Here is a 23,422-nt window from a genome sequence, read left to right on the forward strand (position 1 = left end):
CGGCACCATCCGGAACGGGACGCGACGGAAACAGCGGCGGAAGGCGGTGAGGCCGATGGGAGGCGCGGGAACCGGCGGAGGCCACGGAAGCCGGCCGGGCGGTGCGGACGGCGGCGTCCGGGCGGCGGCGTCGGACACCGCCCCCGTGCGCGCGGCGGGCTGCGTGCTGTGGCGGCGCTCCCCGCTCGACGGGGAGCTGGAGGTGTGCCTGGTGCACCGTCCCAAGTACGACGACTGGTCCCACCCCAAGGGCAAGCTGAAGCGCGGCGAGGACGCACTCGCGGGCGCGCTGCGCGAGGTGGTGGAGGAGACGGGCTACACGGCCCGCCCCGGCACGGAGCTGTCCACGGTGCGCTACCTCGTCTCCGGCCGCCCGAAGCAGGTCCGCTACTGGACGGCGGAGGCGACGGGGGGCGGCTTCGTGCCCAACACCGAGGTGGACCGCGTCCTCTGGCTCCGCCCGGCGGCGGCCCGGGCCCGGCTGACCCAGCCGCGGGACCGCGAGCTGGTGGCGAGGGCGCTGCACGTCCTCGGCATCCGGTAGCGGACCGGACCACGCCCGCGCGCTCACCGCGCCGCGAGATGCCCCTCCGCGTCGGTGCGGGCGGTGCTGCGGGCCCGCCGGGCCGGGCCGCGCCAGCCGCAGGTGCAGCGCGCGACGCAGAAGGGGCCCTGTTCGACGGTACGGGTGCGGTGCTCGGGAAGATCCGGGGTGGGCGCGAGGCGCTCCTGCTGCGTCACACCGACAACGGTACCGAGGCCGACGCTCCGGCCGGGCATCCGATCCCGGCCCGCCGGCGCGTGACGGCACCCCCCACCCGTCGTTATCCGTCACGACAGGGGTCTCCCCCGACGGACGGCTGGGGGTGGAGGGGCGATGGCGGAGCGGCGGCACGGCAGAGCGGGCGGGACGGTCACGGCGGCGGGCCTGGCGGCCTTCGCCTGCCTGGCCACGTCCGGCTGCTCGGAAGGCGGGTCCACCGCGGCGGACCCGGTCCGGGCCCTGCACGGGGCGGCGGACGCGCTGGTGGCCGCGCGCAGCTCCAAGGCCCGTACGTCGATGGAGATGGCGACCGGCGGCACCCGGGTCACCATCCGCGGCGAGGGCGTGTACGACTACACGCGGCGGCTGGGACGGCTGAAGGTGCTGCTGCCGCAGGACCCGGCGGGCCGTACGGAGCACCGGCCGATCACCGAGCTGCTGGCGCCGGGCGCACTGTTCATGAAGAACCGGGGCGCGGGAGTGCCGGCCGACAAGTGGGTGCGGGTGGAGACCGCCGGGCTGTCCGACGGGAACCTGGTGACCGGCGGGGCGACGGACCCGTACGCGGCGGCGGAGGTGCTGCGGGGCACGCGGACGGCGCGGTTCGTGGGGACCACCGACCTGGCGGGCACGCAGGTGTGGCACTACCGGGGCACGGCCGATCTGGCGGTGGCGGCGCGGAGCGCCTCGCGGGGCGGGCGGGACTCGCTCGCGGCGGCCGCGAAGGGGTTCGCCACCTCGGTGGTGCCGTTCGACGTGTTCCTGGACGAGGCGGGCCGCATCCGCAAGGTCCGGCACCGGTTCAGCTTCGTCAACGGCCACCGGGAGAACACCGTGGCGGTCGCCTCGACGACGCTGTTGTACGACTTCGGCATCAGGGCCGACGTACGGCTGCCGGCCGACGAGGACATCTACGCGGGCCGGATCGCGGAGCAGTAGCGGCGCCCCGGGCCCGCGGGAGAACTAGCCCGTCCGTGCCATGCGCGCCCCCTGGACAGGTCCTTACTCTAGTGCTGCGACCGGAACGGTTCACCGGCTCGCCACGCCCGGCACGGCACCTCGCCGCGTTGTCGCACCACCGGCCCCGCACACGGGTGGTGCCCCGCCTTGCGACGCACCGCACCGGACGCCGCGAGCCTGCCGGCAGACCGTCCCGGCCGCAGCGCTGGAGAGTCGGTGACGGCAGAGGAGGGGTGATGCGCGTGGCTCCGGTCGGCGGTACGGCGGTGCAGGACCACGTGGCCCTCGCCGAGATCGACCTGTGCGGCGAGCTGATGATCGCGGCCGCGATGGCCGAGGAGGACCGGCTCAGCCTGGAGAGCATCGACGAGGTGCTGCGGGTGGCCGAGGAACGCCGGGCCTCCGCCGGCTGACGGCGGCCCGGTCAGGTGCGCAGCATCCGCGCGATGGCCTTGGTGGCCTCCTCGACCTTGGCGTCGATCTCGTCGCCGCCCTTGAGGGCCGCGTCGGCCACGCAGTGCCGCAGGTGCTCGTCGAGCAGTTGCAGGGCGAAGGACTGCAGTGCCTTGGTGGAGGCGGAGACCTGCGTGAGTATGTCGATGCAGTACACGTCCTCGTCGACCATCCGCTGCAGGCCGCGGATCTGGCCCTCGATCCGGCGCAGCCGCTTGAGGTGCTCGTCCTTCTGCTGGTGGTAGCCGTGCACGGTGTGCTCGTGCCCGCCCACCCCGCCCTGCGCACCGGCCTCGGTGGTCGTCATCACGGCCTCCCAATCAAGACGAGCCTCGCACCATATACCCCCACTGGGTATATGGTACCGAATGTCGCGGGTATGACGGCTTGTGGCTCACAGCACCTTGGAAAAGGGCTGCCCCGCCCGCCTGCCGATAACTCTGCCTGATGGGCGACACTGGGGGACGGCCCGTTAGCCGTGGCCGAATGATGCGCCTAGCATCAGCCTGACCGGAACCGAAGCACCCCGAGGATCCCACGTGCGCTTTCGTCTGACCCCCAGGGAGACGAGCTTCTATGACATGTTCGCCGCATCCGCGGACAACATCGTCACGGGCTCGAAACTCCTGATGGAACTGCTCGGGGCCGACGCCTCCGCGCGGGCCGAGATCGCGGAGCGTATGCGGGCAGCGGAACACGCCGGTGACGACGCCACACACGCGATCTTCCACCAGTTGAACTCCTCCTTCATCACGCCCTTCGACCGCGAGGACATCTACTCCCTCGCGTCCTCCCTCGACGACATCATGGACTTCATGGAGGAGGCCGTCGACCTGGTCGTCCTCTACAACATCGAGGAGCTGCCGAAGGGCGTCGAGCAGCAGATCGAGGTGCTCGCCCGCGCGGCCGAACTGACGGCCGAGGCGATGCCCAACCTGCGCACGATGAGCAACCTCACCGAGTACTGGATCGAGGTCAACCGGCTGGAGAACCAGGCCGACCAGATCCACCGCAAGCTGCTCGCCCACCTCTTCAACGGCAAGTACGACGCCATCGAGGTGCTCAAGCTGAAGCAGATCGTGGACGTCCTGGAAGAGGCGGCCGACGCATTCGAGCACGTGGCGAACACGGTGGAGACCATCGCGGTCAAGGAGTCCTGAGGCGTCCATGGACACCTTCGCTCTGGTCGTGACCATCGGCGTCGCGCTCTTCTTCACGTACACCAACGGCTTCCACGACTCGGCGAACGCGATCGCCACGTCCGTCTCGACCCGCGCCCTGACCCCCCGCGCCGCACTCGCCATGGCGGCGGTGATGAACCTGGCCGGCGCGTTCCTCGGCTCCGGCGTCGCCAAGACCGTCTCCGAGGGCCTGATCGAGACGCCCGAGGGCGCCACGGGCATGGGCATCCTGTTCGCCGCGCTGACCGGCGCGATCACCTGGAACCTGATCACCTGGTACTTCGGCCTGCCCTCGTCCTCCTCGCACGCCCTGTTCGGCGGCATGGTCGGCGCGGCCCTGGCCGGCGGCACGCAGGTCTACTGGAGCGGGGTCTTCGAGAAGGTCGTCATCCCGATGTTCGTCTCACCGATCGTGGGCCTGCTCGTGGGCTACCTGGTGATGACGGCCATCCTGTGGATGTTCCGCCGGTCCAACCCCAACAGGACCAAGCGCGGCTTCCGCATCGCCCAGACCGTCTCCGCGGCCGGCATGGCCCTCGGACACGGCCTCCAGGACGCCCAGAAGACCATGGGTATCGTGGTGATGGCCCTGGTCATCGCCGACGTGGAGGACTACGGCGACCCGATCCCGATCTGGGTCAAGGTCGTCTGCGCCGTCATGCTCTCCCTGGGCACGTACGCGGGCGGCTGGCGCATCATGCGCACCCTGGGCCGCAAGATCATCGAGCTCGACCCGCCCCAGGGCTTCGCCGCCGAGACCACGGGTGCCTCGATCATGTTCACCACGGCCTTCCTCTTCAAGGCCCCCATCTCCACCACCCACGTCATCACCTCCGCCATCATGGGCGTCGGCGCGACGAAGCGCCTGAACGCCGTCCGCTGGGGCGTGGCCAAGAACATCGTCCTGGGCTGGTTCATCACGATGCCCGCAGCCGCCCTGGTGGCGGCCTTCGCCTACGGCGTCATCAACCTGGCCTTCCTGTAGCCCACCCCCACAACCCAACCCCCGCCCACAACAAGGCCGGGAACACACACGACGGGCCAGCCGCCCACGGCGGTGAGGCGACGTGCCCACAGCCCGCCCACCCACAACAAGGCCGGGACGTCACACGACGGGCGAGCCTCCCACGGCGAGGCCGGGGACGCACACGACGGGCCAGCCGCCCACGGCGGTGAGGGGACGTGCCGGGGGGTGCCCGCCCGCAGCGGCCGGCGAAACCCCGAGCACGTACGAAAGAACCCAGCCTGCCGGCCCGAGGACGGACACCCCCCGGCGCGGCCCCGCCCCCGGACGCGAGTCCACGCGCACACCCCACGGCCCGCACCCGGCCGACACCGGGGCCACCCACCCAGGGCCCCGGGCACCCGAACACCACGCACCCCCAACCGACCCGCCCCGGCACCCACCCAGGGGCGCGGGGAACTGCGCAAACCCCACAACGCCGCAGCCCCCGCCCACACACCCCAGCCCCCAGCCCCCACCGCACACAGCCCACAGCCCACAGCCCACAGCCCACACCGCACACCCCACACCGCACACAAGAAATGGGCCCGCCCCCCGGAAACCAGGGGGCGGGCCCTCTTCTCCCTCGCGGTGGCACCGCCATGCAGCACCGCGAGGAGCTCAGGAACGGATCACCCGAAGCGACCCGAGATGTAGTCCTCGGTCGCCTGCACCGAGGGGTTGGAGAAGATCCGCTCGGTGTCGTCGATCTCGATCAGCCTCCCCGGCTGACCCACCGCGGCGAGGTTGAAGAACGCCGTACGGTCGGAGACCCGCGCGGCCTGCTGCATGTTGTGCGTCACGATGACGATCGTGAAGCGCTCCTTCAGCTCACCGATGAGGTCCTCGATCGCCAGCGTGGAGATCGGGTCGAGCGCCGAGCAGGGCTCGTCCATCAACAGCACGTTCGGCTCCACGGCGATCGCCCGCGCGATGCAGAGCCGCTGCTGCTGACCACCGGACAGCCCGGAGCCGGGCTTGTTGAGACGGTCCTTGACCTCGTTCCAGAGGTTGGCGCCCTTGAGCGAGCGCTCGACGATGTCGTTGAGCTCGCTCTTCTTGTAGCTGCCGTTGAGGCGCAGCCCGGCCGCGACGTTGTCGTAGATGGACATCGTCGGGAACGGGTTGGGCCGCTGGAACACCATGCCGACCTCGCGCCGCACGGACACGGGGTCGATGCCGGCGCCGTACAGGTCCTCGTCGTCGAGGAGGACCTTGCCCTCGACGCGCCCGCCGGAGGTGACCTCGTGCATGCGGTTGAGGGTGCGCAGGAACGTGGACTTGCCACATCCGGAGGGCCCGATGAACGCCGTCACCGAGCGCGGCTCGACGGTCATCGAGATGTCCTCGATCGCCTTGTGGGAGCCGTAGTAGGCGGTCAGTCCGCTGACGTCGATTCGCTTGGCCATGTCTACTTCACTTCCAGAAATTCAAGCTCGGTCGCTGTGGGGGCCCCGCTCTGCGGAGCCGGAGATCGTCGCCTCAGCGACCCGTCTTCGGAGCCTTCCAGCGGGCGATGCCGCGGGCCAGCAGGTTGAGGATCATCACGAAGGCGATCAGCGTGAGGGACGCCGCCCAGGCACGGTCGTAGGCCGCCTCGGAGCCGCCGCTCTGCGAGTACTGCTGGTAGATGTACAGCGGCAGGGAGGCCTGTGCGCCCTCGAAGGGGTTGTTGTTGATGAACGGGTTGCCGAACACCAGCAGCAGCACGGGGGCGGTCTCGCCCGCGATGCGGGCGACGGCCAGCATGACGCCGGTCGTGATGCCGCCGATGGCGGTCGGCAGGACGACCTTGAGGATGGTGCGCCACTTGGGTACGCCCAGGGCGAGGGACGCCTCGCGCAGCTCGTTGGGGACGAGCTTGAGCATCTCCTCGGTGGAGCGGACCACCACCGGCATCATCAGGATGGCCAGGGCGAGCGAACCGGCGAACCCGGAGGGCTGCAGGTCCCACATGAGCATGAGGCTGAGGATGAAGAGACCGGCGACGATCGAGGGGATGCCGGTCATGACGTCGACGAAGAAGGTGACGGCGCGGGCGAGGTGACCGCGGCCGTACTCGACGAGGTAGACGGCGGTCAGCACACCGACGGGTGCGGCGATGACCGCGGCGAGGGCGACCTGCTCGATGCTGCCGATGATGGCGTGGTAGATGCCGCCGCCGGTCTCGGTGTCGGCGACGACGCCCATCGAGTGGGTGAGGAAGTAGGGGTCGAGGACCTTGATGCCGCGGACGACGGTCTCCCAGACGAGGGAGGCCAGCGGGACGACGGCGAGGAGGAAGGCGACCCAGACGAGAGAGGTGGCCACCCGGTCCTTGGCCTGCCGGCGGCCCTCGACGCGCGCGGCGACGAGGAACGTGAGCAGGACGAACAGGAGTCCGGCGATCAGGCCCCACTGGAGGTGGCTGTCGAGCCCGGCCCCGAGGCCGATGCCGACGGCGAGCGCGAGCGACCCGCCGGCGATGGCGTAGGGGGACCACTTGGGCAGGCTGGCGCCGCGCAGGGTGCTGGCGGGCTTGGTGGCGACGGCTGCGTGGCTCATGCGTTGGCCCCCGAGTACTCCTTGCGGCGGGCGATGATCGCGCGGGCCGCGCCGTTGACCAGCAGGGTGATGACGAAGAGGACGAGGCCGGAGGCGATGAGCGCGTCACGGCCGAACGGCGTCGCCTCGTTGAACTTGCTGGCGATGTTCTGGGCGAAGGTGCCGCCGCCGGGGTTGAGGAGGCTGGCCTGGATCTCGAAGCTGGGCGAGAGCACCGTGGCGACGGCCATGGTCTCGCCGAGGGCGCGGCCGAGGCCGAGCATGGAGGCGGAGATCACGCCGGAGCGGCCGAACGGCAGGACGGCCATGCGGATGACCTCCCAGCGCGTGGCGCCGAGGGCGAGGGCGGCCTCCTCGTGCATCTGCGGGACCTGCTTGAAGACCTCGCGGCTCACGTTGGTGATGATCGGCAGGATCATGATCGCGAGCAGCACGCCGACGGTGAGCATGGAGCGCGGGGCGCCGCCAGCCCACTCGAAGACGCCGGTCCAGCCGAAGTACTCGTCGAGCCAGCCGTTCAGGCCCTGCATGTGCGGCACGAGGATGAGGGCGCCCCACAGGCCGTAGACGATCGAGGGCACGGCGGCGAGCAGGTCGATCACGTAGGCGATCGGGCCGCTGAGCCGGCGCGGGGCGTAGTGGGTGAGGAACAGCGCGATGGCCACGGCGATCGGCACCGCGATGACCATGGCGATGATCGAGGAGACGATCGTGCCGAAGGCCAGCACGGCGATACCGAAGACCGGCGGCTGGAGGTTGGCGTTCCACTCGAAGGTGGTGAGGAAGTTGCCCTCGTCCTTGCCGATGGCGAGGACGGAGCGGTAGGTGAGGAAGATCGCGATCGCTGCCATGACGGCCAGCAGGAGGATGCCGGATCCGCGGGAGAGACCGAGGAAGATGCGGTCTCCGGCGCGGGTGGCGCCGCGAGCGTTGCGCTTCTGCTGCCGGGCGCCCGGATGGGGCGCGGGCGGCGGTGCCTGGGTGTCGTTCGTCGTTATGTCCATCGGGTTCTCCGGTCTGCGGAGCCGTACGTGTCGTGCGGCTCCTGGCGGCGGTGCACCGGTGGATCAGCTCAGTTCGTCGATGTTCGTGCGGACCTTGGCGATGATGTCGGCCGGGATCGGCGCGTAGTCGATGCCGGACAGGATGCCCTGGCCCTCCTCGCTGGCGATGTAGCCGAGGAACGCCTTGGTGGCGGGCAGGCTGTCGGCCTTGTTGCCCTTGTCGCAGACGATCTCGTAGGTGACCAGGGTGATCGGGTAGGCGCCGTCGGCCTTGGTCGCGTAGTTGATCTGGAGGGCGAGGTCCTTGCCGGTGCCGACGACCTTGGCGTCGGCGATGGCCTTGGTGGCACCGTCGCTGGAGGCCTTGACGGGCTCGGAGGCGCCGGTGTCCAGGGCGACGACGGACAGGTCCTTGGCGTAGGAGAGCTCCATGTAGCCGATGGCGCCGGAGTTCTGCTTGACCTGCTGGGCCACGCCGGAGGAGCCGGAGGCCGCCTGGCCGCCCTTGGCCTGCCAGGCCTTGCCGCCCTCGTACTTCCAGTTGTCCGGGGTGGCGGCGATCAGGTACTTGGTGAAGTTGTCCGTGGTGCCGGACTCGTCGGAGCGGTGGAACGCCTGGATCTTCAGGTCGGGCAGCTCGGCGTCGGGGTTGAGCGCCGCGATGGCCTTGTCGTTCCAGTTGGTGATCTTGCTGTCGAAGATCTTCGCCAGGGTCGGCGCGTCGAGGACGAGCTCGTCGACACCCGGGACGTTGTAGCTGACCGCGATCGGGCCGCCGACCATGGGCAGGTCGATGCCCTGGCCGCCGGTGCAGACCTCCTTGGACGCGGTGATCTCCTCGGGCTTGAGCGCCGAGTCGGAGCCGGCGAAGGCGACCTGGCCCTGGGTGAACGCGGTCACACCGGCGCCGGAGCCGCCGCCCTTGTAGTTGATCTGCACGCCCTTGCAGGCCTGGGTGAAGCTCTTGACCCAGGCGTCGATGGCGTTCTTCTGCGCGGAGGAGCCGTCGGCGAGGAGCTGGCCCTTGGCGTCGTCGCACTGGATGTCGCCGGTGTCGGCGGCGGCGCTGGTGGACGCGCCGCCGTCACTGGCCTTGTCACCCGTGTCGTCCGAGCCGCACGCCGTGAGGGCCAGGGCGCCGGAGACGGCGAGAGCACCGAGGGTGAGGGCCCGCCGGTTCATGCGCTGAAGCTTCACTTTCGGGAGTTCCTTCCAGGAGCCGCCGTCCTGATCTGCGGCGTGCGAGGGCTGACTGGTGCGAGCGCGTTCGAGGCGCGTTCGTCACCTGGTAGGCCCGAAATTAGGCAGAAGAGGTGAAGCGGCCTATGGCCATAAGTGAACGAACGGTGAACCCCTGCGGTCGGTGCGGTTAGGTCACGGAATGCTTACGGGGAGGGCACGCCGAGGTCCCGGCAGACTCCGGCACCACCGTACCGACAAACACCCCCATGCTCGCGAAACGGACACCCGTTCGTGACGGTACACGACCGGCCGGATTCCGGCGGCGACGCACGCTCCGGGCCCCGTGGGAAAGACGGGAACCCGGCACCCCGCGCGGCCGTCTCGTTCCACAGGAACGGCGTTAAGAGGAGACGGACATGCAGCGACGCACGTTCATCGGCGGCGGCGCGGCGGCCCTCGCGGCGGCCGCCGCGGCGGGCTGCGGCGCGAGGGCGCACTCCGAGGCCACCTCCCCGGCCACCCCGCTCTCCCCGGCACCCTCCTCCACGTCGGCGCACGCGGCCCGCCCGGGCGCCACCGGTTCCGCCGCGGCGGCGGCCGGCTGGGGTGCACTGGCCCACGGCCTGGACGGCACCCTGGTCCGGCCCGGCGACCGGAACTGGCCGGCGGCCCGGCAGCTCTACAACACCCGCTTCGACTCCCTGCGGCCCGCCGCCGTCGCCTACGTCGCCCACGCCGACGACGTCCGTACGGTCCTGTCGTACGCCCGCGCCCACGGTGTGCGGGTGGCGATCCGCAGCGGCGGCCACTCCTACGCGGGCTGGTCCTCGGGCGACGGCCGGCTGGTCATCGACGTGTCCCGGCTGAGCCGGGTCCGGGCGGGCGGCGGGCAGGCCGTGGTCGGGGCGGGCGCCAGGCTGATCGACGTCTACCGGGCGCTGACCGCGAAGGGCGTGACGGTACCGGCGGGCTCCTGCCCCACCGTCGGCGTCTCCGGCCTGACCCTCGGCGGCGGTCACGGCGTGGTCTCCCGGGTCTACGGACTGACCTGTGACAGCCTCACCGGGGCGACGCTGGTCACCGCCGACGGCCGGCGGCTCACCGTGGACGCCCACGAGAACCCGGACCTGTTCTGGGCCCTGCGCGGCGCCGGCAACGGAAACTTCGGCGTCGTCACCGAGCTGCGCTTCCGCACCCACCCGGCCCCGCAGGGGGTGACCGCCTATCTGAGCTGGCCCTGGTCGAAGGCGGCCGCGGTGGTGCGGGCCTGGCAGGAGTGGGGGCCGACCCGGCCGGACGAGATCTGGTCCGCCCTGCATCTGGCGAACGCGACGGGCGGCACCCCCACCGTGTCGGTCGCCGCGTTCTCCCTGGGCGGCCACCGTGAGCTGCAGAACGAGGTGGACCGGCTGGCCGGCCGGATCGGCGCCCCGGCGAGCAGCGTCTCGCTGCGGCGGCGCTCCTACCGGGACGCCATGGAGGGGTACGCGGGCTGCTCGTCCTTCGCCGGTGACGCGCAGTGCCGTCTGCCGGGGGCCGTCCCGGGCCGCTCGCCCGAGGGCGCGCTGGGCCGGGAGACCTATGCGGCGCGCTCCGACTTCTTCGACCGCTCGCTGTCCCCCGCGGGCGTCCGCGCGCTGCTCGCGCAGATCGCCGCGGTGCGCGGCGGCACCGGCAGCATCGCGCTGACCGCGCTGGGCGGGGCGGTCAACCGGGTCCCGCCGACGGCGACGGCCTTCGTGCACCGCCGCTCGCGGATGCTGGCGCAGTACATCGGGGCCTGGCGGGCGGGCGCCTCCGGCGCGGCGGCGCGGGCCTGGCTCGCCGAGGCGCACGCCGCGATGCGCCCGCACGCCTCGGGCGCCGCCTACCAGAACTACCCGGACCCGGCACTGACCGACTGGCGCCTGGCCTACTACGGCGACGCGGCGCCCCGGCTGGCCGAGCTGAAGAAGCGGTACGACCCGCAGCGGGTGTTCACCTACCCGCAGGCCCTGTAGGGCGCGCCCGGGGCCGTCGCCGGGCGGCGGCGGGGAAGGCGGCGCGGAGCCGCGGAGGCCCGGGGAAAGCCGGGGAGGCGCCCGGAAGAAGCCGAGGAGGGCGCCCGGAAGAAGCCGGGAAGGGCTGCGCAGAGGCGGCCGGAGCCGGCGGAGGAGGGCGCCGAGGACGGCGGACCGTCCGGCTCAGGCGGCGAGGTCGCGCTCGGGGGCGGTCTCGGTGCGGGCACCGGGGACGACCGGTCTGCCGGACGCGGCGTCAGGGGCGCCGCGGCGGCCGCGGATCAGCCACCCGGCCCGCGGCGACCCCTCGACCGCCCGGGTGAGCGGGGTGAGCAGCGCCATGGCGAGCGGGGAGAGCAGCAGGGCGACGGCGGTGCCGAGGGCGAACCCGCCGATGACGTCGGTCGGGTAGTGCACCCCCATGTAGACCCGGCAGAAGCCCTCCACGAGGGCGAGCGCTATCCCGGCCAGTCCGAAGCCGCGGTGGGCGACGAACAGGCCGACCGCCAGGGCCATGACGATGGTGGCGTGGTCGCTGACGAAGGAGTAGTCGGTCTTGCCGGACACCAGGACCTGCAGTCCCTGGTGGTCGAGGAACGGCCGGGGCCGCTCCACGAAGCCCCTTATCGGCACGTTGACGAGGACGGCGACAGCGGCCGCGAGCGGGGCCCAGAGCAGCGCGGCCGCGGACCCGGCGGCGTCCTCGGCCCCGGCCCGCCGCACCCTCCACCAGCACCCGAGCACGAGCAGCAGCAGCGCGAGCGGCAGCCCGTACTCGCCGGCGTGGGCGACGGCCCGGTCGAACCAGTGCGGCGCGTCCCGGGCCAGGCCGTTGATGTCGTAGAGCAGGTCGACGTCGGGGTTCGACCCGGATTGCGCGAGTCCAGCCATGATGCCGTGGCCCCTTCGTCCTCATCGTCCTGCCGCGCCCGGCGCAGGCGCGTGCGCGGGCCCTACCACCCCCGTGGTGTGTACGGACCCGACCACCGGTTCCGTCAGCCGAATCCGTGAACAGGAACGCACGGCGCCGTCGGGTTCGTTCCGCACTCCACGGAATGATCACGCAGACGTTACCGAAGAGAGATCCATCACCGCAGCTCAGGGGAGGGGTTCACGGTGTGTCAGGTCCGGTTCAGACGCCGGTGGGCAGTGCTTTCGCGCCGTCCTCGGTGACCCGGGTGGCGCCGAAGTAGTCGGGGGTGTCGACGGGGTCGAAGCGGATCACGGCGCCCGTCCGCGGTGCGTCGATCATGTAGCCGCCGCCGACGTAGACGCCCACGTGCCGGATGGCCCGCGAGTCGGTGAGGTCGTCGGAGAAGAACACCAGGTCGCCCGGCAGGAGTTCGTCCCGCCCCGGATGCGGTCCGGCGTTGTACTGGTCGTTCGCCACCCGGGGCAGGGTGATGCCCACACTCTCGTAGGCCGCCTTCGTCAGCCCCGAGCAGTCGAACCGGCCCCCCTGCTCGGGCGTCCCGTCCCCACCCCACAGATACGGCGTGCCGAGCCTCTGCTGGGCGTAGTGGATCGCCGCGGCAGCCTGCCGGGAGGGCTCGACGCGGCCCGCGGGGGCGGCGAAACTCGCCTGCAGCGAGGTGATGGCGGTCACGTAGTTCCGGGTCTCCTCGTACGGCGGCACGCCTTGGTACTTGATGACCGCGTAGGCCCCCGCGTTGTAGGCGGCGAGCATGTTCCTGGTGGCGTCGCCCGGCACGTCCTGGACGTACTCGGCGAGGGTGCAGTCGTAGGAGGCCGCCGACGGGATGGCGTCGTTGGGGTCCCAGACGTCCCGGTCGCCGTCGCCGTCGCCGTCCACGCCGTGCGTGGCCCAGGTGCCGGGGATGAACTGCGCTATGCCCTCGGCGGCGGCCGCGCTGCGGGCGTTCGGGTCGAAGCCGCTCTCCTGGTAGAGCTGGGCGGCGAGCAGCGCCGGGCTGATGGCGGGGCAGAGGTTGCCCCAGCGCTGCACCAGGTCCTGGTAGGCGGCCGGGACGGCGCCCTTGGCGAGCGCCCTGCCGCCGCCCCCGACGCCGTTCACCAGGTTCCCGGCGACGACGTACACCCCGATCACGAGCAGCATCACGAAGCCCAGCCCCGTGCCGAGCGCGACACCACCGGCCACCCACACTTTGCGCACGCCTCAACCCTCCCCCATTCCCGGCCCGTTCAACGCCATTTCCGGGCGAGGGCGGCGTCATTTCGCTCCGGAGCCGGTACGGGCGGCACCCGGAGGGACTGCCGGGACGGCGGACCGCGCCCGGCCGGGGCGGGGCTCGCTACGCCCCGGCCCGCCGGGCCGGGCTCAGTCGCGGGCGGCGGCCGGCAGCGGGAAGGCCGCGCCGGTGAGTTCCGCGGAGACCTCCCAGAGCCGCCGCGCGGCCACCGGGTCGCTCGCGGCACCGGAGCGGCCGACCAGGGTGGGCGCGCCGCGCCACTCACCGGGTCCGTCGGGGCCGACGTAGCTCGCGCCGGGCAGGTCCTGCGTCGCGGCGTAGAGGGTGGGCAGGGCGCCCGCGGTGTCGGACTGGGCGAGGACCTTGTTGCCGATCTGCATGACGGTGCGGGCGACCGGGTTCCCGGCGTGGCTCTGCAGGTTGGTGGCGGACCAGCCGGGGTGCGCGGCGAGGGCGCGGACCGGGGAGGCGGCCTCGGTCAGCCGCCGCTGGAGCTCCAGCGTGAACAGCAGGTTGGCCAGCTTGGACTGGGCGTAGGCGCCCTGCGGGTCGTAGCCGGAGGTCCAGTCGAGGTCCTCGAAACGGATCCGGGCGCCGCGCCAGCGGTGGGCGAGGGAGGCGACGGTGACGACGCGGTCGGTGACGTGCGGCAGCAGCAGGTTCGTCAGGGCGAAGTGCCCGAGGTGGTTGGTGCCGAACTGCCTCTCGAAGCCGTCCCGGGTGCGCTGCCGGGGCAGCATCATCACGCCCGCGTTGTTGATCAGCAGGTCGACCGGACGCCCGGCCCAGTCCTCGGCGAACGCGCGCACGGAGGAGAGGTCGGCGAGGTCCAGCCGGCGCACCTCGGTGCTGCCCCCGATCGCGCCGGCGGCGGCCCGGCCCCGCTCGGGGTCCCGCACCGCGAGCACGACATGGGCGCCCGCGCGGGCCAGCGCCGCCGCGGCGGTGCGTCCGATGCCGCTGTTCGCGCCGGTGACGACCGCCGTACGACCGGACAGGTCCGGCAGGCGGGAGGCGTTCCACCGGGCCGGCCGGGACGCCGGCGCGGGCGTGGAGGAGGAGGCCGGTGAGGATGCGGAGGAAGACATGTGAGCCAATGTAGGCAGCGACAACAATGCTGTCAATGACAACACCGTGACCGCCGGCACATCCGGCCGCCGACTACATAGAGCTACGATGCTGACCATGTCCGAGAGCCGCCCCTACCACCACGGAGACCTCCGCGCCGCCCTGCTCGCGAGCGCCGAGGACACTCTGCGGACGAAGGGAACGGCCGCCCTCTCGCTGCGCGAGCTCGCCCGCACCGCCGGCGTCAGCCACGCCGCCCCCGGCCGCCACTTCAGGGACAAGCAGGCCCTCCTCGACGCACTCGCCCTCACCGGCTTCGAGCGCATGGCGGACGTCTTCCACCGCGCCGACGACCCGGCGCGGCCCATCGAGGCCCGCCTCGCCGGCCTGGCCCGCGCCTACCTCGCCTTCGCCGTCGACAACGCGGCCCTGCTGGAGCTGATGTACTCCCGCAAGCACGACCCGGACCTCTCCGAGCAGCTCGCAGCGGCCGTGGAACGGGCCCTGGCCCCGCTGTTCCAGCTGTTCGCCGAGGCCCAGGCGCACGGTGAGATCGTCGCGGGCGACCCCGAGCGCATCACCCTCCTCGCGGGCGCCGCCCTGCACGGGCTGGCCGCCTTCGCCGCCGCCGGGCACCTGCCGGCCGAGGACACCCTCGACTGCCTGGACGAGCTCGTCCACCACCTGCTGCACGGCCTCACCCCGCGCCGCGGATAATCTTCACCCGGACGGACCGTCACCAGCGGTACGCCGCCCGGGAGCCGGCCCTGTCGCGACGGCCGGGGCGGCAGAGGGCCGAAAGAGACCAACGACGCAACCGCCGACGGGTTCCGCTCAGGCCTCATTGCCCGGCGTGACCTGCCGTGATACACAGAGTGACCAAGCGTTCGCACAAAACCTGCCAACCAATGACGCCAAGTCGACATACCGCGGCGCCATTGTCGGCGAGAATGGGTCTGACCTCTGCACACCGCAGGGGATAGCGGAACTACCCACCAGGGGCGGTGACTTACATGCTCTTTGCAGCCGACAAGGGAGACATCAACACCATCATCGGCGGAATCGCTCCGGACTGGGGCCCCTTCGGCAGCCTGGGCAACGAGGCGAAGGTCATGATCGAGGTCGTGATGGCGGTCGCCATCCTGGTCTGCCTCGCCATCGCCATCTGGGGCGCGGCCAAGCAGCGCATCGGCGCCACCGCCCTGCGCGACACCTTCAGCGCGGAGCAGGGCAAGGGCCTGATCATCGCCGGCCTGACGGGCGTCTTCATCATCGGTTCCCTCGGCACGCTGTTCACGATCGTCTACGGCATGGCGGTCTAGAGCGGTGACCGGCGCCTCCTAGCACCTCGTCCTCCCGGGCACGCCCGGCGTCCTGTCCCCACTCACCCACCGTCCGCCGCGCCCACCGACCGAGGTTGCGTCTCCCTGATGTCGAGTCACCACACCACGCCCACGCGGGAACCAGCGCGGCTACCGTCGTACTCCTACGTGTTCCGGTACGAGGTGCACCCGTACGACGCCGAGGGGGCGTACGCCGCATGAGCCTGGGAGACGAACACGACAGCGAGGCCGGCGGCTACACCGGCACCCGCACCCGCCTGCCCGACTCCGGCCCCCACCGCACCGGGCCCCGCCGGCGTCCCTCCTCCTCCCGCAGCCTCGTCACCGTGGTCGCGGTCGTGGTCCTGCTCATCGCGGCGATCGCCTTCGCCAACCGGGGAGGAGACGATTCGTCACCCGAGTCGGGCGGCACCGGCCGGAACGGTCCGGCAGCCTCCGCCACGGCCCCCACCGGCACCCTCCCGGTCCAGCAGGGCCCGGGGGGAATCCCCTCGGGCTTCGCCCACGACCGGCAGGGCGCGGAAAGCGCCGCGGCGAACTACGCGGTGGCGCTCGTCTCGGCCGAGATCCTGCAACCCACGCAGCGCTCGGAGATCGTCCGACAGGTCTTTGTGTCCGACCAGCAGGCCGCCCTTGAGCAGAGGCTCGACAAGGCGTACACCACGGAGTTCCTGAGCAGCATCGGCCTGGACGAGAAGGGCAAGCCGGAAGCGGGCCAGACGTACGTCTCGCGCACGATGCCCATCGGCACCAAGACGACCGGCTATGCGGACACGGCAGCCTCCGTCGAGGTCTGGTGCACCGGCGTGTTCGGCACTGCGGGCGAGAAGTCGACCAACCCGGTCACAAGCGACTGGTTCACCATGACCTTCCAGCTGCAATGGGCGGACGGCGACTGGAAAGTAGACGGCTTCGCCCAGAAGGACGGTCCCTCCCCCGTGCCGGGCGACGACAAGGCGTCCAGCGCCGACGAGATGGCCAAGGCCGTCGAGGAGTACGGAGGCTTCACCTATGCCCGGTAGTCCCCGCCGTGCGCTCAGGGCCACGGCCGCCGTCACCGTCGTACAGGCCGCTCTCCTGCTGCTGGCCACCCGCGCCGCAGCGGCGCCTACACCGACGCCGACACCGTCGCCCACCGACGATCGTTGTGACCTGATCGTCGGCCCGGCCAAGAAGTACTGCGAAGGCAACAGCTCCGGAGGCCGCTCCCCGTCCCTCTCCCCCGCCTCCACCCTCGACCCCCTCTCCTCCCTGGCCCAGGGCTGCGCCGACGCCGCGTCGTGGACGATCGACAAGCTGAGCCAGGCCGTGAACGACACGGCGAGCGTGGACTTCACGAACACGAAGTTCCTCCAGCAGTACGCGGTCGTGTTCGCGGCGTCGACGATCCTGACCCTGCTGCTGTGGCTGCTGGCCGTGGCGAAGCGGGCGGTGCGGGGCGTGCCGGTCACCACGGCGATCTCCGAGGCGATCGGGTTCCTGTGGCTGACGGTGCTGGCCTCCGCGTTCACCCCGCTGATCCTGTACACCGTGGTCTCGGCGACCGACGGCGTCAGCGGCGTCCTCGCCGACACCACCGGCGACCAGACGAACGTGTTCTTCGGCAACTTCTCCGGCGCCCTGAAGAAGGGCAACGACATCGGCGGCGGCCCGATCATGCTGATCGTGGTCTCCCTGGTCAGCATCCTCGCCGCGGGTGTGCTGTGGCTGGAGCTGGTGATCAGAGCGGCCCTGCTGTACGTCGGCGCGCTCCTCGGCACCGTCGTCTACGCGGGTCTGGTGGACAAGAACCTGTGGGGCCACGTCCGCCGCTGGGCCGGCATCATGATCGCGGTGATCCTGGTCAAGCCGGTGATCGTGATCGTGCTGGGCCTCGCGGGCGCGCTCTCCGCCGACGACGGTCCGGACGCCTTCTCCGCCGTCGTCTCCGGCCTCGCGATCATCCTGCTCGCGATCTTCGCCTCGGCGATGATCTACCGGTTCGTGCCCGGGTTCGGCGACGAGATCGCCGGCTCCCGCAACAACCGGCTCATGCAGGGCGCCGAGGGGAAGGCCGCGGCCGTCATCAGCTCGCCGGCGACGCTCGTCGCGCAGGGCATCAAGACCCACAGCAGCCGTGCCGACAGCAACGCCGGCGACCGGCAGGCGGCCTCCGCCGCACCCCGCCCGGCCAACGCGGCCGCGGGCGGCGTGGCCGCGCACGGCACGCGCCCCTCGACCGGTGGCGGCGGAACTGTCCCCTCCGCCGCACCCTCGCCCCGCTCCGGCAGCCCGGTGAACACACCCCACGCCGGCAACACCCGCAACAGCAGTACCAACCGCACGGGAGGTGAAGGGCGTTGACGACCGAGTCCCATCTGTCCCATCCGGTCACGCCCCGCCGTACATATCTGATCGGCCGTGCCCGGCCGAACGCGATCGTCGGCCGCAACCGCGAGACCGGCGAGATCGTGCTCATCATCGCGGGCGCGTTCCTCGGCATGATGTGCGGTCTCCTCGTCCCGGTGCTGTCCCTGCGGATCGTGCTGCTGACGGGCTTCCCCCTGCTGGCGCTCGGCGCGGTCTACGTGCCGTACAAGGGGCGCACCTTCTACCGGTGGTTCGAGATCGACCGCAGCTACAGGCGCACCCTGCGCCGCGGCACGGTCTACCGGTCGGGTGCCATGGAGGCCGGTACGCGGCTCGACGGCCGCGAGGTCGAGGTCGGGACGCCGCCCGGTGTCGGCCGGATCACCTGGCTCGCCGCCCCGTTCGGCCCCGACGAGATCGCGGTGCTGCTGCACGCGGACCGCCGTACGGTGACCGCGGCCATCGAGATCGAGGGACCCGGTGTCGGCCTGCGCGACAGCGAGGACCAGGAGGCCCTGGTCGACCGCTTCGGCACCCTTCTCAAGCACGTCGCCAACGGCGACGGCTTCGTCACCCGCCTGCAGATGCTGGCCCGCACCCTGCCCGCCGACCCCGACGCCCACGCCAAGGACGTCGCCCAGCGCGGCGACGACAGGGCGCTTGGCTGGCTGCGGACGTCGTACGACGAGCTGCAGTCGATGGTGTCCACCAGCAGCGAGCAGCATCGCGCCTACCTCGTCGCCTGCATGCACTACACCCGCGACCTGGCCGCCGAGGCCCAGGCGATGGCCCGCGCCTCCCGCCCGCACGGCGGCGGCCGGGTCGACCGGGACGCCGGGCTCGCGGTCGTCATGGCGCGCGAGCTGACCGACATCTGCTCCCGCCTGCAGGAGGCGGACATCCGGGTGCGCCAGCCGCTCGGCCAGGGCCGGCTCGCCTCCCTGGTGCACTCCATGTACGACCCGGACCACCCCGTCGACCACATCCAGGCGATGACGAAGCGCAACGCCTGGCCGGCCGAACTGGACGCGGTGGAGCCGACCTACCTCCAGGCCAAGACCCGGGAGTCCAGCACCCGCGCCCCCTGGTGCCACGCCACGGCCTGGGTGAAGGAGTGGCCGATGACGCCCGTCGGCGTCAACTTCCTCGCGCCGCTGCTCGTCCACACCCCGGACGTGATCCGCACGGTCGCCGTCACGATGGACCTCGAACCCACCGAGATCGCCATCGAGCGGATGCTCACCGAGAAGACCAACGACGAGGCCGAGGCGTCCCGCGCCGCCAAGATGAACCGCACGGTCGACCCGCGCGACGTGGCCGCGCACAGCCGGCTCGACCAGCGCGGCGAGGACCTGGCCAGCGGCGCGGCCGGGGTCAACCTGGTCGGCTGGATCACCGTCTCGTCCCGTTCCCCGGAGGCCCTGGCCCGCGACAAGCGGACCATCAGGGCGTCGGCCGGGAAGTCGTATCTGAAGCTGGAGTGGTGCGACCGCGAGCACCACCGCGCCTTCGTCAACACTCTTCCCTTCGCCACCGGCATCCGGAGGTAGGACCTGATGCGGGATCCGCTGTCCGTCCTCACCGACGCCTTCACGTCCTTCCTGTTCGGGAAGGTCGAGACGACCCGGCTGCCGGTGCGCACCTCGACCGGTCAGGCCCAGGCGGTCTACCTGCCGACGGCCGCGCCCGGCCTCGGCGACTCCGGCGTGATCATCGGCCGGGAGGTGTACTCCGGCAAGGGCTACATCTACGACCCGTTCCAGCTGTACGGCCAGCAGCTCCCGGCACCGCACTGGCTGGTCCTCGGCGAGTCCGGCAACGGCAAGTCGGCGCTGGAGAAGACGTACGTACTGCGCCAGCTGCGGTTCCGCGACCGGCAGGTCGTCGTGCTGGACGCGCAGGGCGAGGACGGCGTGGGCGAGTGGAACCTCATCGCGCAGGAGCTGGGGATAACTCCCATCCGCCTGGACCCGACGGCCGCTCTCGACCACGGCATCCGCCTCAACCCGCTGGACCCGGCGATCACCACGACCGGCCAGCTCGCCCTGTTGCGCACCATCATCGAGGTGGCGATGGGCCACGGCCTGGACGAACGCGCGGGCTTCGCGCTGAAGGTGGCCCACGCCTACGTCAACGAGACGATCGTGGAACGCCAGCCGGTGCTGTCCGACATCGTCGAGCAGTTGCGCCACCCGGAGCCGGAGTCGGCGGAGGCGATGAACGTCGACATAGACGACGTACGGGCGTGGGGTCTGGACGTGGCCCTGGTCCTGGACCGGCTGGTCGACGGCGACCTGCGCGGCATGTTCGACGGGCCGACCACGGTCGGCATCGACCTGGACGCCCCGCTGATCGTGTTCGACCTGTCGCACATCGACCGCAACTCCATCGCCATGCCGATCCTCATGGCGATCGTCGGGGTGTGGCTGGAGCACACCTGGATCCGCCCGGACCGCAAGAAGCGCATCTTCCTGGTGGAGGAGGCCTGGCACATCATCAACAGCCCATTCGTGGCCCAGCTGTTCCAGCGCCTGCTGAAGTTCGGGCGTCGGCTCGGCCTGTCCTTCGTGGCGGTGGTCCACCACCTCTCCGACGTGGTGGACGGGGCTGCGGCGAAGGAGGCGGCGGCCATCCTGAAGATGGCGTCGACGAGGACGGTCTACGCCCAGAAGGCCGACGAGGCGAGGGCGACGGGCCGCGTCCTGGGCCTGCCGCGCTGGGCGGTGGAGATCATCCCGACGCTGACGCCCGGCATCGCCGTGTGGGACGTCAACGGCAACGTGCAGGTGGTCAAGCACCTGATCACCGAGACGGAACGCCCGCTGGTGTTCACCGACCGCGCGATGACCGAGTCCTCCAGCGATCTCGACGACGCGCTGCACGCGGCGGAGCGGGAGGCGGAGGCGCGGGCGGCGGCGTTCGTCGAACAGCACCTCGGGGACTCCGAGTCGACGGTGGCGTAGGGGGCGGCGTGAGAGCGGAGGACCAGCGGCGTCAGGCATCCGGCGGTGTCCCCGACGGCCTGCTCGTGGGCATACTCGCCTTCCTCGTCGGCATGACCGTGCTGGTCTGGACGGCGACGGGCCTGTCGGCCTGGTTCGCGCACGGCTCCTGGCCGGACTCGGTGTCCTTCGCCCGTACCCCGCCGGCGATGCGCCACCTCCTCACCAACCCGCACGACATCCCCGGCGCCTGGCCGGCCGCACCGCCCGCGGCCCTGTCCGGCTACGGCCTGTTCTGGGGCCTGTTCATCGGCCAGCTCCTGGTCCTGCTGGCCCTGACGGTGTTCGTGCTGGGTACGGTGGCCCGCTGGCGGGCGGTCAGGGCGCGGGGGCGACGGCAGCGCGTCCGGGAGCACCGGCCCGAGAGGCCGCAGCGGACCGGGCCGCCCGGGGACCCCGGGAGTCCCGAGGGTTCCGGAAGCCCGGAGGGTTCTGCACGTCCTGACAGTCCCGGACGTCCTCAGCGGTACGACGTCCCGCGGTCCGGAGAGGTCCGGGCGGGCAGGCCGCAGGGCGAGGTGCCGGCGCCCCGTACGGGGGCGAGCCGGCCCTCCGCCTGGCCGCCGGAGCCCGCGCCGGCGACTCGGCAGCCCACCGAGGCACGCTTCCCGGACCCTCAGCAGCCCGTGGAGTCCGGCGGGGAGCCGGCGACGGCCGCCGCGCAGACCACTCCCCCTGCCGCGGCCCGGGAAGGGCTGCCGCCCGCCTGGGAGCCGGGCGAGGCGGGGGAGACGAGGGGCCCGGCTCTCGGCGCCGTCCTCGTGGCGGAGCGGGAGGGCCGCCGGTACACCGCCACGCAGGCGGTCCGGGACGCCGACGGGCCCGCGCTGGTGGTCACCGCCGACCCGGTGCTCTGGCAGGACACCAAGGACGCCCGCACCAAGCTCGGCCCCGTCCTCCTCTACGACCCGACACACCGCTGCGACACCCCGGCACGGCTCCACTGGTCCCTCACGGCCGGCTGCCACTCCAGGGAGACGGCGCTGGGCCGGGCCCGGGCCCTGCTCGCTCCGGTCCGTCCGGCATCCCGGCTGGACCAGGCCGTCGGCGACACCGCCGAGACGCTCCTGCGCAGCTATCTGCACGCGGCGGCGCTCGACAGCCGCACGGTCCGGCATGTGCACCGCTGGGCGCAGGGCACCCAGGTCCAGGAGGCCGTGCGGACGTTGCGCACCCGTACCGGGGCGGCTCCGGGTGCGGCGGGCGAGTTGGAGGCCGCACTGACCGCGCATCCCGAACGCCGGGACATGGCTCAGGAGTTGCTGACGCGGGCGCTGGCCGCATTGTTCACGGTGAACGTCCGGGAGGCCTGCGCCCCGCACCGATCCGATGCGCTCGCCCTGGATTCCTTCGTCCACGAGGGGGGAACGCTCTATGTGGTCGGCGAATCAGTCGAGGACCCTCGGACGAACCCGGGCGCGATGCCCTTCCTGACGGCCCTCGTCGCAAGCGTGGTCGAGCACGGCCGGCGCATGGCCGAACGGTCATCCTCCGGTCGGCTCGACCCACCACTGACGCTGGTGCTGGACGACATCGCCGCGGTGGCCCCGCTGCCCCAGCTGCCCGACCTGCTGGCCTCCGGTTCCGGGCGCGGGCTGCGCACCCTCGCGCTGCTGCGGTCCCGGGAGCAGGCCCGCGCCCGCTGGCCGCACGACGAACTGCCGGTGTGAACGGCCGCTTCCACCGGTGCTTCTGTCGTCCCGTCCGGTGCCTCTGTCGTCCTGTCAGACCGGGGTGCGTTCGAGGACGAGTTCGAGTTCCCGCTCCTCGGATCCCTCGGCGAGGGGGACGGTCACGCCGCTGGGCCTGAATCCGGACCGCTGGTAGAAGGTGCGGGCGCGGCCGTTGTGCTCGTGGACGATGAGCCGGACGCGGGTGACGCCCTGCGCCCAGGCCCATTGCAGACCCGCGTCGAAGAGTACTTCGGTGAGACCGATGCCACGGCAGTCCGGCCGGACCCAGACGCCGACGATGTGCCCCTGCCGCTGTGCGACCGGGGACCCCGCCCAGTCGGTGGTGCCGGCTTCCTCGATCAGCACGGTCAGGGTGGCGACCCACTCCCCGTCCGGGCCCTCGGCGATGATCTGCTGAGCGCCGGCCGCGCCCTCGGCCGCGCGGGCGGTCCGCTCCTGCCAGTACGCGTCGGGACGGGCCGCCGCCTGCTCGTGGGTCTCCAGGAAGGCGAGGTGCGCGACGGGGTCCCGCAGCGAGGTCAACCGCAGCTCCCTGACCTCACGCCACTCACGGGCGCGTATGGAACGAACCTGGTAGCTCATGCCGGTCACAGTAGCGGAACGCAGAAAACCCCCGTACCGAATAACCGGTACGGGGGTTCTCCCAAAAATTGTTCGGCGGCGTCCTACTCTCCCACAGGGTCCCCCCTGCAGTACCATCGGCGC

General features: G+C 71.8%; 23 protein-coding genes. 13 read left to right on the forward strand and 10 right to left on the reverse strand.

Features of this window, described 5'->3' with window-relative positions:
• Positions 1–145: 145 nt before the first annotated feature.
• Positions 146–544 carry an NUDIX hydrolase gene (locus AC5K6T_RS30730; RefSeq protein ID WP_493214254.1) on the forward strand — a complete coding sequence of 133 codons (399 nt, stop codon included), beginning with the start codon at positions 146–148 and terminating at the stop codon, positions 542–544.
• A gap of 23 nt (positions 545–567) precedes the next feature.
• Here the strand turns inward: AC5K6T_RS30730 and AC5K6T_RS30735 are convergent, their stop codons facing one another.
• Complete coding sequence (locus AC5K6T_RS30735; protein ID WP_493214256.1) at positions 568–741, reverse strand: hypothetical protein; 174 nt, start codon at positions 739–741, stop codon at positions 568–570.
• Between the two features lie 136 nt (positions 742–877).
• On the opposite strand from AC5K6T_RS30735, the gene AC5K6T_RS30740 reads away from it, so the two are divergent.
• Together AC5K6T_RS30740 and AC5K6T_RS30745 are read left to right on the forward strand one after the other, a co-directional pair.
• The gene (locus AC5K6T_RS30740) at positions 878–1,702 is read left to right on the forward strand and encodes an SCO4651 family lipoprotein (RefSeq protein ID WP_493214258.1); all 825 of its coding nucleotides are present in this window, start codon (positions 878–880) and stop codon (positions 1,700–1,702) included.
• Positions 1,703–1,959: 257 nt separating this feature from the next.
• Entirely contained in the window at positions 1,960–2,136 is a 177-nt protein-coding gene (locus AC5K6T_RS30745) for a hypothetical protein (RefSeq protein ID WP_493214260.1), read from the forward strand.
• Positions 2,137–2,147: 11 nt separating this feature from the next.
• On the opposite strand, the gene AC5K6T_RS30750 is transcribed toward AC5K6T_RS30745, so the two are convergent.
• A complete protein-coding gene (locus tag AC5K6T_RS30750) occupies positions 2,148–2,483 on the reverse strand; it encodes a metal-sensitive transcriptional regulator (protein ID WP_493214262.1) in 336 nt (111 codons plus the stop codon).
• A 232-nt stretch (positions 2,484–2,715) separates the two neighbouring features.
• On the opposite strand from AC5K6T_RS30750, the gene AC5K6T_RS30755 reads away from it, so the two are divergent.
• On the forward strand, positions 2,716–3,336 hold the full coding sequence (locus AC5K6T_RS30755; RefSeq protein ID WP_493214263.1) for a DUF47 domain-containing protein: 621 nt from the start codon (positions 2,716–2,718) through the stop codon (positions 3,334–3,336).
• Between the two features lie 7 nt (positions 3,337–3,343).
• Positions 3,344–4,342 carry an inorganic phosphate transporter gene (locus tag AC5K6T_RS30760; protein WP_493214264.1) on the forward strand — a complete coding sequence of 333 codons (999 nt, stop codon included), beginning with the start codon at positions 3,344–3,346 and terminating at the stop codon, positions 4,340–4,342.
• Positions 4,343–4,992: 650 nt separating this feature from the next.
• Here AC5K6T_RS30760 and pstB read toward each other — a convergent pair.
• The 4 genes from pstB to pstS form a co-directional block, all read right to left on the reverse strand.
• Positions 4,993–5,769 (reverse strand): phosphate ABC transporter ATP-binding protein PstB, encoded by a 777-nt coding sequence (pstB, locus tag AC5K6T_RS30765; RefSeq protein WP_493214265.1) that lies wholly within the window; start codon positions 5,767–5,769, stop codon positions 4,993–4,995.
• A gap of 73 nt (positions 5,770–5,842) precedes the next feature.
• Entirely contained in the window at positions 5,843–6,904 is a 1,062-nt protein-coding gene (gene pstA / locus AC5K6T_RS30770) for a phosphate ABC transporter permease PstA (RefSeq protein WP_493214266.1), read from the reverse strand.
• A complete protein-coding gene (gene pstC / locus AC5K6T_RS30775; RefSeq protein WP_493214267.1) occupies positions 6,901–7,908 on the reverse strand; it encodes a phosphate ABC transporter permease subunit PstC in 1,008 nt (335 codons plus the stop codon). Before pstC ends, pstA begins: the two co-directional genes overlap by 4 nt.
• Positions 7,909–7,971: 63 nt before the next feature.
• On the reverse strand, positions 7,972–9,105 hold the full coding sequence (pstS, locus tag AC5K6T_RS30780) for a phosphate ABC transporter substrate-binding protein PstS (RefSeq protein WP_493214268.1): 1,134 nt from the start codon (positions 9,103–9,105) through the stop codon (positions 7,972–7,974).
• A 401-nt stretch (positions 9,106–9,506) separates the two neighbouring features.
• On the opposite strand from pstS, the gene AC5K6T_RS30785 reads away from it, so the two are divergent.
• Positions 9,507–11,090, forward strand: a complete 1,584-nt coding sequence (locus tag AC5K6T_RS30785) for an FAD-binding oxidoreductase (protein ID WP_493214269.1) — start codon at positions 9,507–9,509, stop codon at positions 11,088–11,090.
• 183 nt (positions 11,091–11,273) lie between these two features.
• On the opposite strand, the gene AC5K6T_RS30790 is transcribed toward AC5K6T_RS30785, so the two are convergent.
• The 3 genes from AC5K6T_RS30790 to AC5K6T_RS30800 form a co-directional block, all read right to left on the reverse strand.
• On the reverse strand, positions 11,274–11,981 hold the full coding sequence (locus tag AC5K6T_RS30790) for a phosphatase PAP2 family protein (RefSeq protein WP_493214270.1): 708 nt from the start codon (positions 11,979–11,981) through the stop codon (positions 11,274–11,276).
• Between the two features lie 241 nt (positions 11,982–12,222).
• Positions 12,223–13,167, reverse strand: a complete 945-nt coding sequence (locus AC5K6T_RS30795) for a C40 family peptidase (RefSeq protein ID WP_493214315.1) — start codon at positions 13,165–13,167, stop codon at positions 12,223–12,225.
• A 222-nt stretch (positions 13,168–13,389) separates the two neighbouring features.
• A complete protein-coding gene (locus tag AC5K6T_RS30800) occupies positions 13,390–14,349 on the reverse strand; it encodes an oxidoreductase (RefSeq protein WP_493214271.1) in 960 nt (319 codons plus the stop codon).
• An 88-nt stretch (positions 14,350–14,437) separates the two neighbouring features.
• Here AC5K6T_RS30800 and AC5K6T_RS30805 point away from each other — a divergent pair, with 88 nt between their 5' ends.
• From AC5K6T_RS30805 to AC5K6T_RS30835, 7 genes are all read left to right on the forward strand, one after another.
• Positions 14,438–15,046, forward strand: a complete 609-nt coding sequence (locus AC5K6T_RS30805) for a TetR/AcrR family transcriptional regulator (protein ID WP_493214272.1) — start codon at positions 14,438–14,440, stop codon at positions 15,044–15,046.
• Between the two features lie 296 nt (positions 15,047–15,342).
• Positions 15,343–15,651 (forward strand): DUF8827 family protein, encoded by a 309-nt coding sequence (locus AC5K6T_RS30810; RefSeq protein ID WP_493214273.1) that lies wholly within the window; start codon positions 15,343–15,345, stop codon positions 15,649–15,651.
• Between the two features lie 218 nt (positions 15,652–15,869).
• The gene (locus tag AC5K6T_RS30815; protein WP_493214274.1) at positions 15,870–16,694 is read left to right on the forward strand and encodes a DUF8175 domain-containg protein; all 825 of its coding nucleotides are present in this window, start codon (positions 15,870–15,872) and stop codon (positions 16,692–16,694) included.
• Positions 16,684–18,015, forward strand: coding sequence for a hypothetical protein (locus tag AC5K6T_RS30820; RefSeq protein ID WP_493214275.1), 1,332 nt, complete (start codon positions 16,684–16,686; stop codon positions 18,013–18,015). Before AC5K6T_RS30815 ends, AC5K6T_RS30820 begins: the two co-directional genes overlap by 11 nt.
• The gene (locus AC5K6T_RS30825) at positions 18,012–19,571 is read left to right on the forward strand and encodes an SCO6880 family protein (RefSeq protein ID WP_493214276.1); all 1,560 of its coding nucleotides are present in this window, start codon (positions 18,012–18,014) and stop codon (positions 19,569–19,571) included. The genes AC5K6T_RS30820 and AC5K6T_RS30825 overlap by 4 nt, the downstream gene beginning before the upstream one ends.
• Before the next feature lie 6 nt (positions 19,572–19,577).
• Positions 19,578–20,984, forward strand: coding sequence for an ATP-binding protein (locus AC5K6T_RS30830; protein ID WP_493214277.1), 1,407 nt, complete (start codon positions 19,578–19,580; stop codon positions 20,982–20,984).
• 8 nt (positions 20,985–20,992) lie between these two features.
• On the forward strand, positions 20,993–22,693 hold the full coding sequence (locus tag AC5K6T_RS30835) for a type IV secretory system conjugative DNA transfer family protein (protein ID WP_493214278.1): 1,701 nt from the start codon (positions 20,993–20,995) through the stop codon (positions 22,691–22,693).
• Between the two features lie 54 nt (positions 22,694–22,747).
• On the opposite strand, the gene AC5K6T_RS30840 is transcribed toward AC5K6T_RS30835, so the two are convergent.
• Entirely contained in the window at positions 22,748–23,299 is a 552-nt protein-coding gene (locus AC5K6T_RS30840; RefSeq protein ID WP_493214279.1) for a GNAT family N-acetyltransferase, read from the reverse strand.
• Positions 23,300–23,422 lie beyond the last annotated feature (123 nt).

This window comes from Streptomyces sp. B8-7 (assembly GCF_058833805.1).

Coding starts and splice junctions, on each gene's coding strand:
- AC5K6T_RS30740 (WP_493214258.1), top strand. CDS start 878: ATGGCGGAGCGGCGGCACGGCAGAGCGGGCGGGACGGTCACGGCGGCG.
- AC5K6T_RS30745 (WP_493214260.1), top strand. CDS start 1,960: ATGCGCGTGGCTCCGGTCGGCGGTACGGCGGTGCAGGACCACGTGGCC.
- AC5K6T_RS30750 (WP_493214262.1), bottom strand. CDS start 2,483: ATGACGACCACCGAGGCCGGTGCGCAGGGCGGGGTGGGCGGGCACGAG.
- AC5K6T_RS30760 (WP_493214264.1), top strand. CDS start 3,344: ATGGACACCTTCGCTCTGGTCGTGACCATCGGCGTCGCGCTCTTCTTC.
- pstB (WP_493214265.1), bottom strand. CDS start 5,769: ATGGCCAAGCGAATCGACGTCAGCGGACTGACCGCCTACTACGGCTCC.
- pstA (WP_493214266.1), bottom strand. CDS start 6,904: ATGAGCCACGCAGCCGTCGCCACCAAGCCCGCCAGCACCCTGCGCGGC.
- pstC (WP_493214267.1), bottom strand. CDS start 7,908: ATGGACATAACGACGAACGACACCCAGGCACCGCCGCCCGCGCCCCAT.
- AC5K6T_RS30785 (WP_493214269.1), top strand. CDS start 9,507: ATGCAGCGACGCACGTTCATCGGCGGCGGCGCGGCGGCCCTCGCGGCG.
- AC5K6T_RS30790 (WP_493214270.1), bottom strand. CDS start 11,981: ATGGCTGGACTCGCGCAATCCGGGTCGAACCCCGACGTCGACCTGCTC.
- AC5K6T_RS30795 (WP_493214315.1), bottom strand. CDS start 13,167: ATGCTGCTCGTGATCGGGGTGTACGTCGTCGCCGGGAACCTGGTGAAC.
- AC5K6T_RS30800 (WP_493214271.1), bottom strand. CDS start 14,349: ATGTCTTCCTCCGCATCCTCACCGGCCTCCTCCTCCACGCCCGCGCCG.
- AC5K6T_RS30805 (WP_493214272.1), top strand. CDS start 14,438: ATGCTGACCATGTCCGAGAGCCGCCCCTACCACCACGGAGACCTCCGC.
- AC5K6T_RS30810 (WP_493214273.1), top strand. CDS start 15,343: ATGCTCTTTGCAGCCGACAAGGGAGACATCAACACCATCATCGGCGGA.
- AC5K6T_RS30815 (WP_493214274.1), top strand. CDS start 15,870: ATGAGCCTGGGAGACGAACACGACAGCGAGGCCGGCGGCTACACCGGC.
- AC5K6T_RS30820 (WP_493214275.1), top strand. CDS start 16,684: ATGCCCGGTAGTCCCCGCCGTGCGCTCAGGGCCACGGCCGCCGTCACC.
- AC5K6T_RS30830 (WP_493214277.1), top strand. CDS start 19,578: ATGCGGGATCCGCTGTCCGTCCTCACCGACGCCTTCACGTCCTTCCTG.
- AC5K6T_RS30840 (WP_493214279.1), bottom strand. CDS start 23,299: ATGAGCTACCAGGTTCGTTCCATACGCGCCCGTGAGTGGCGTGAGGTC.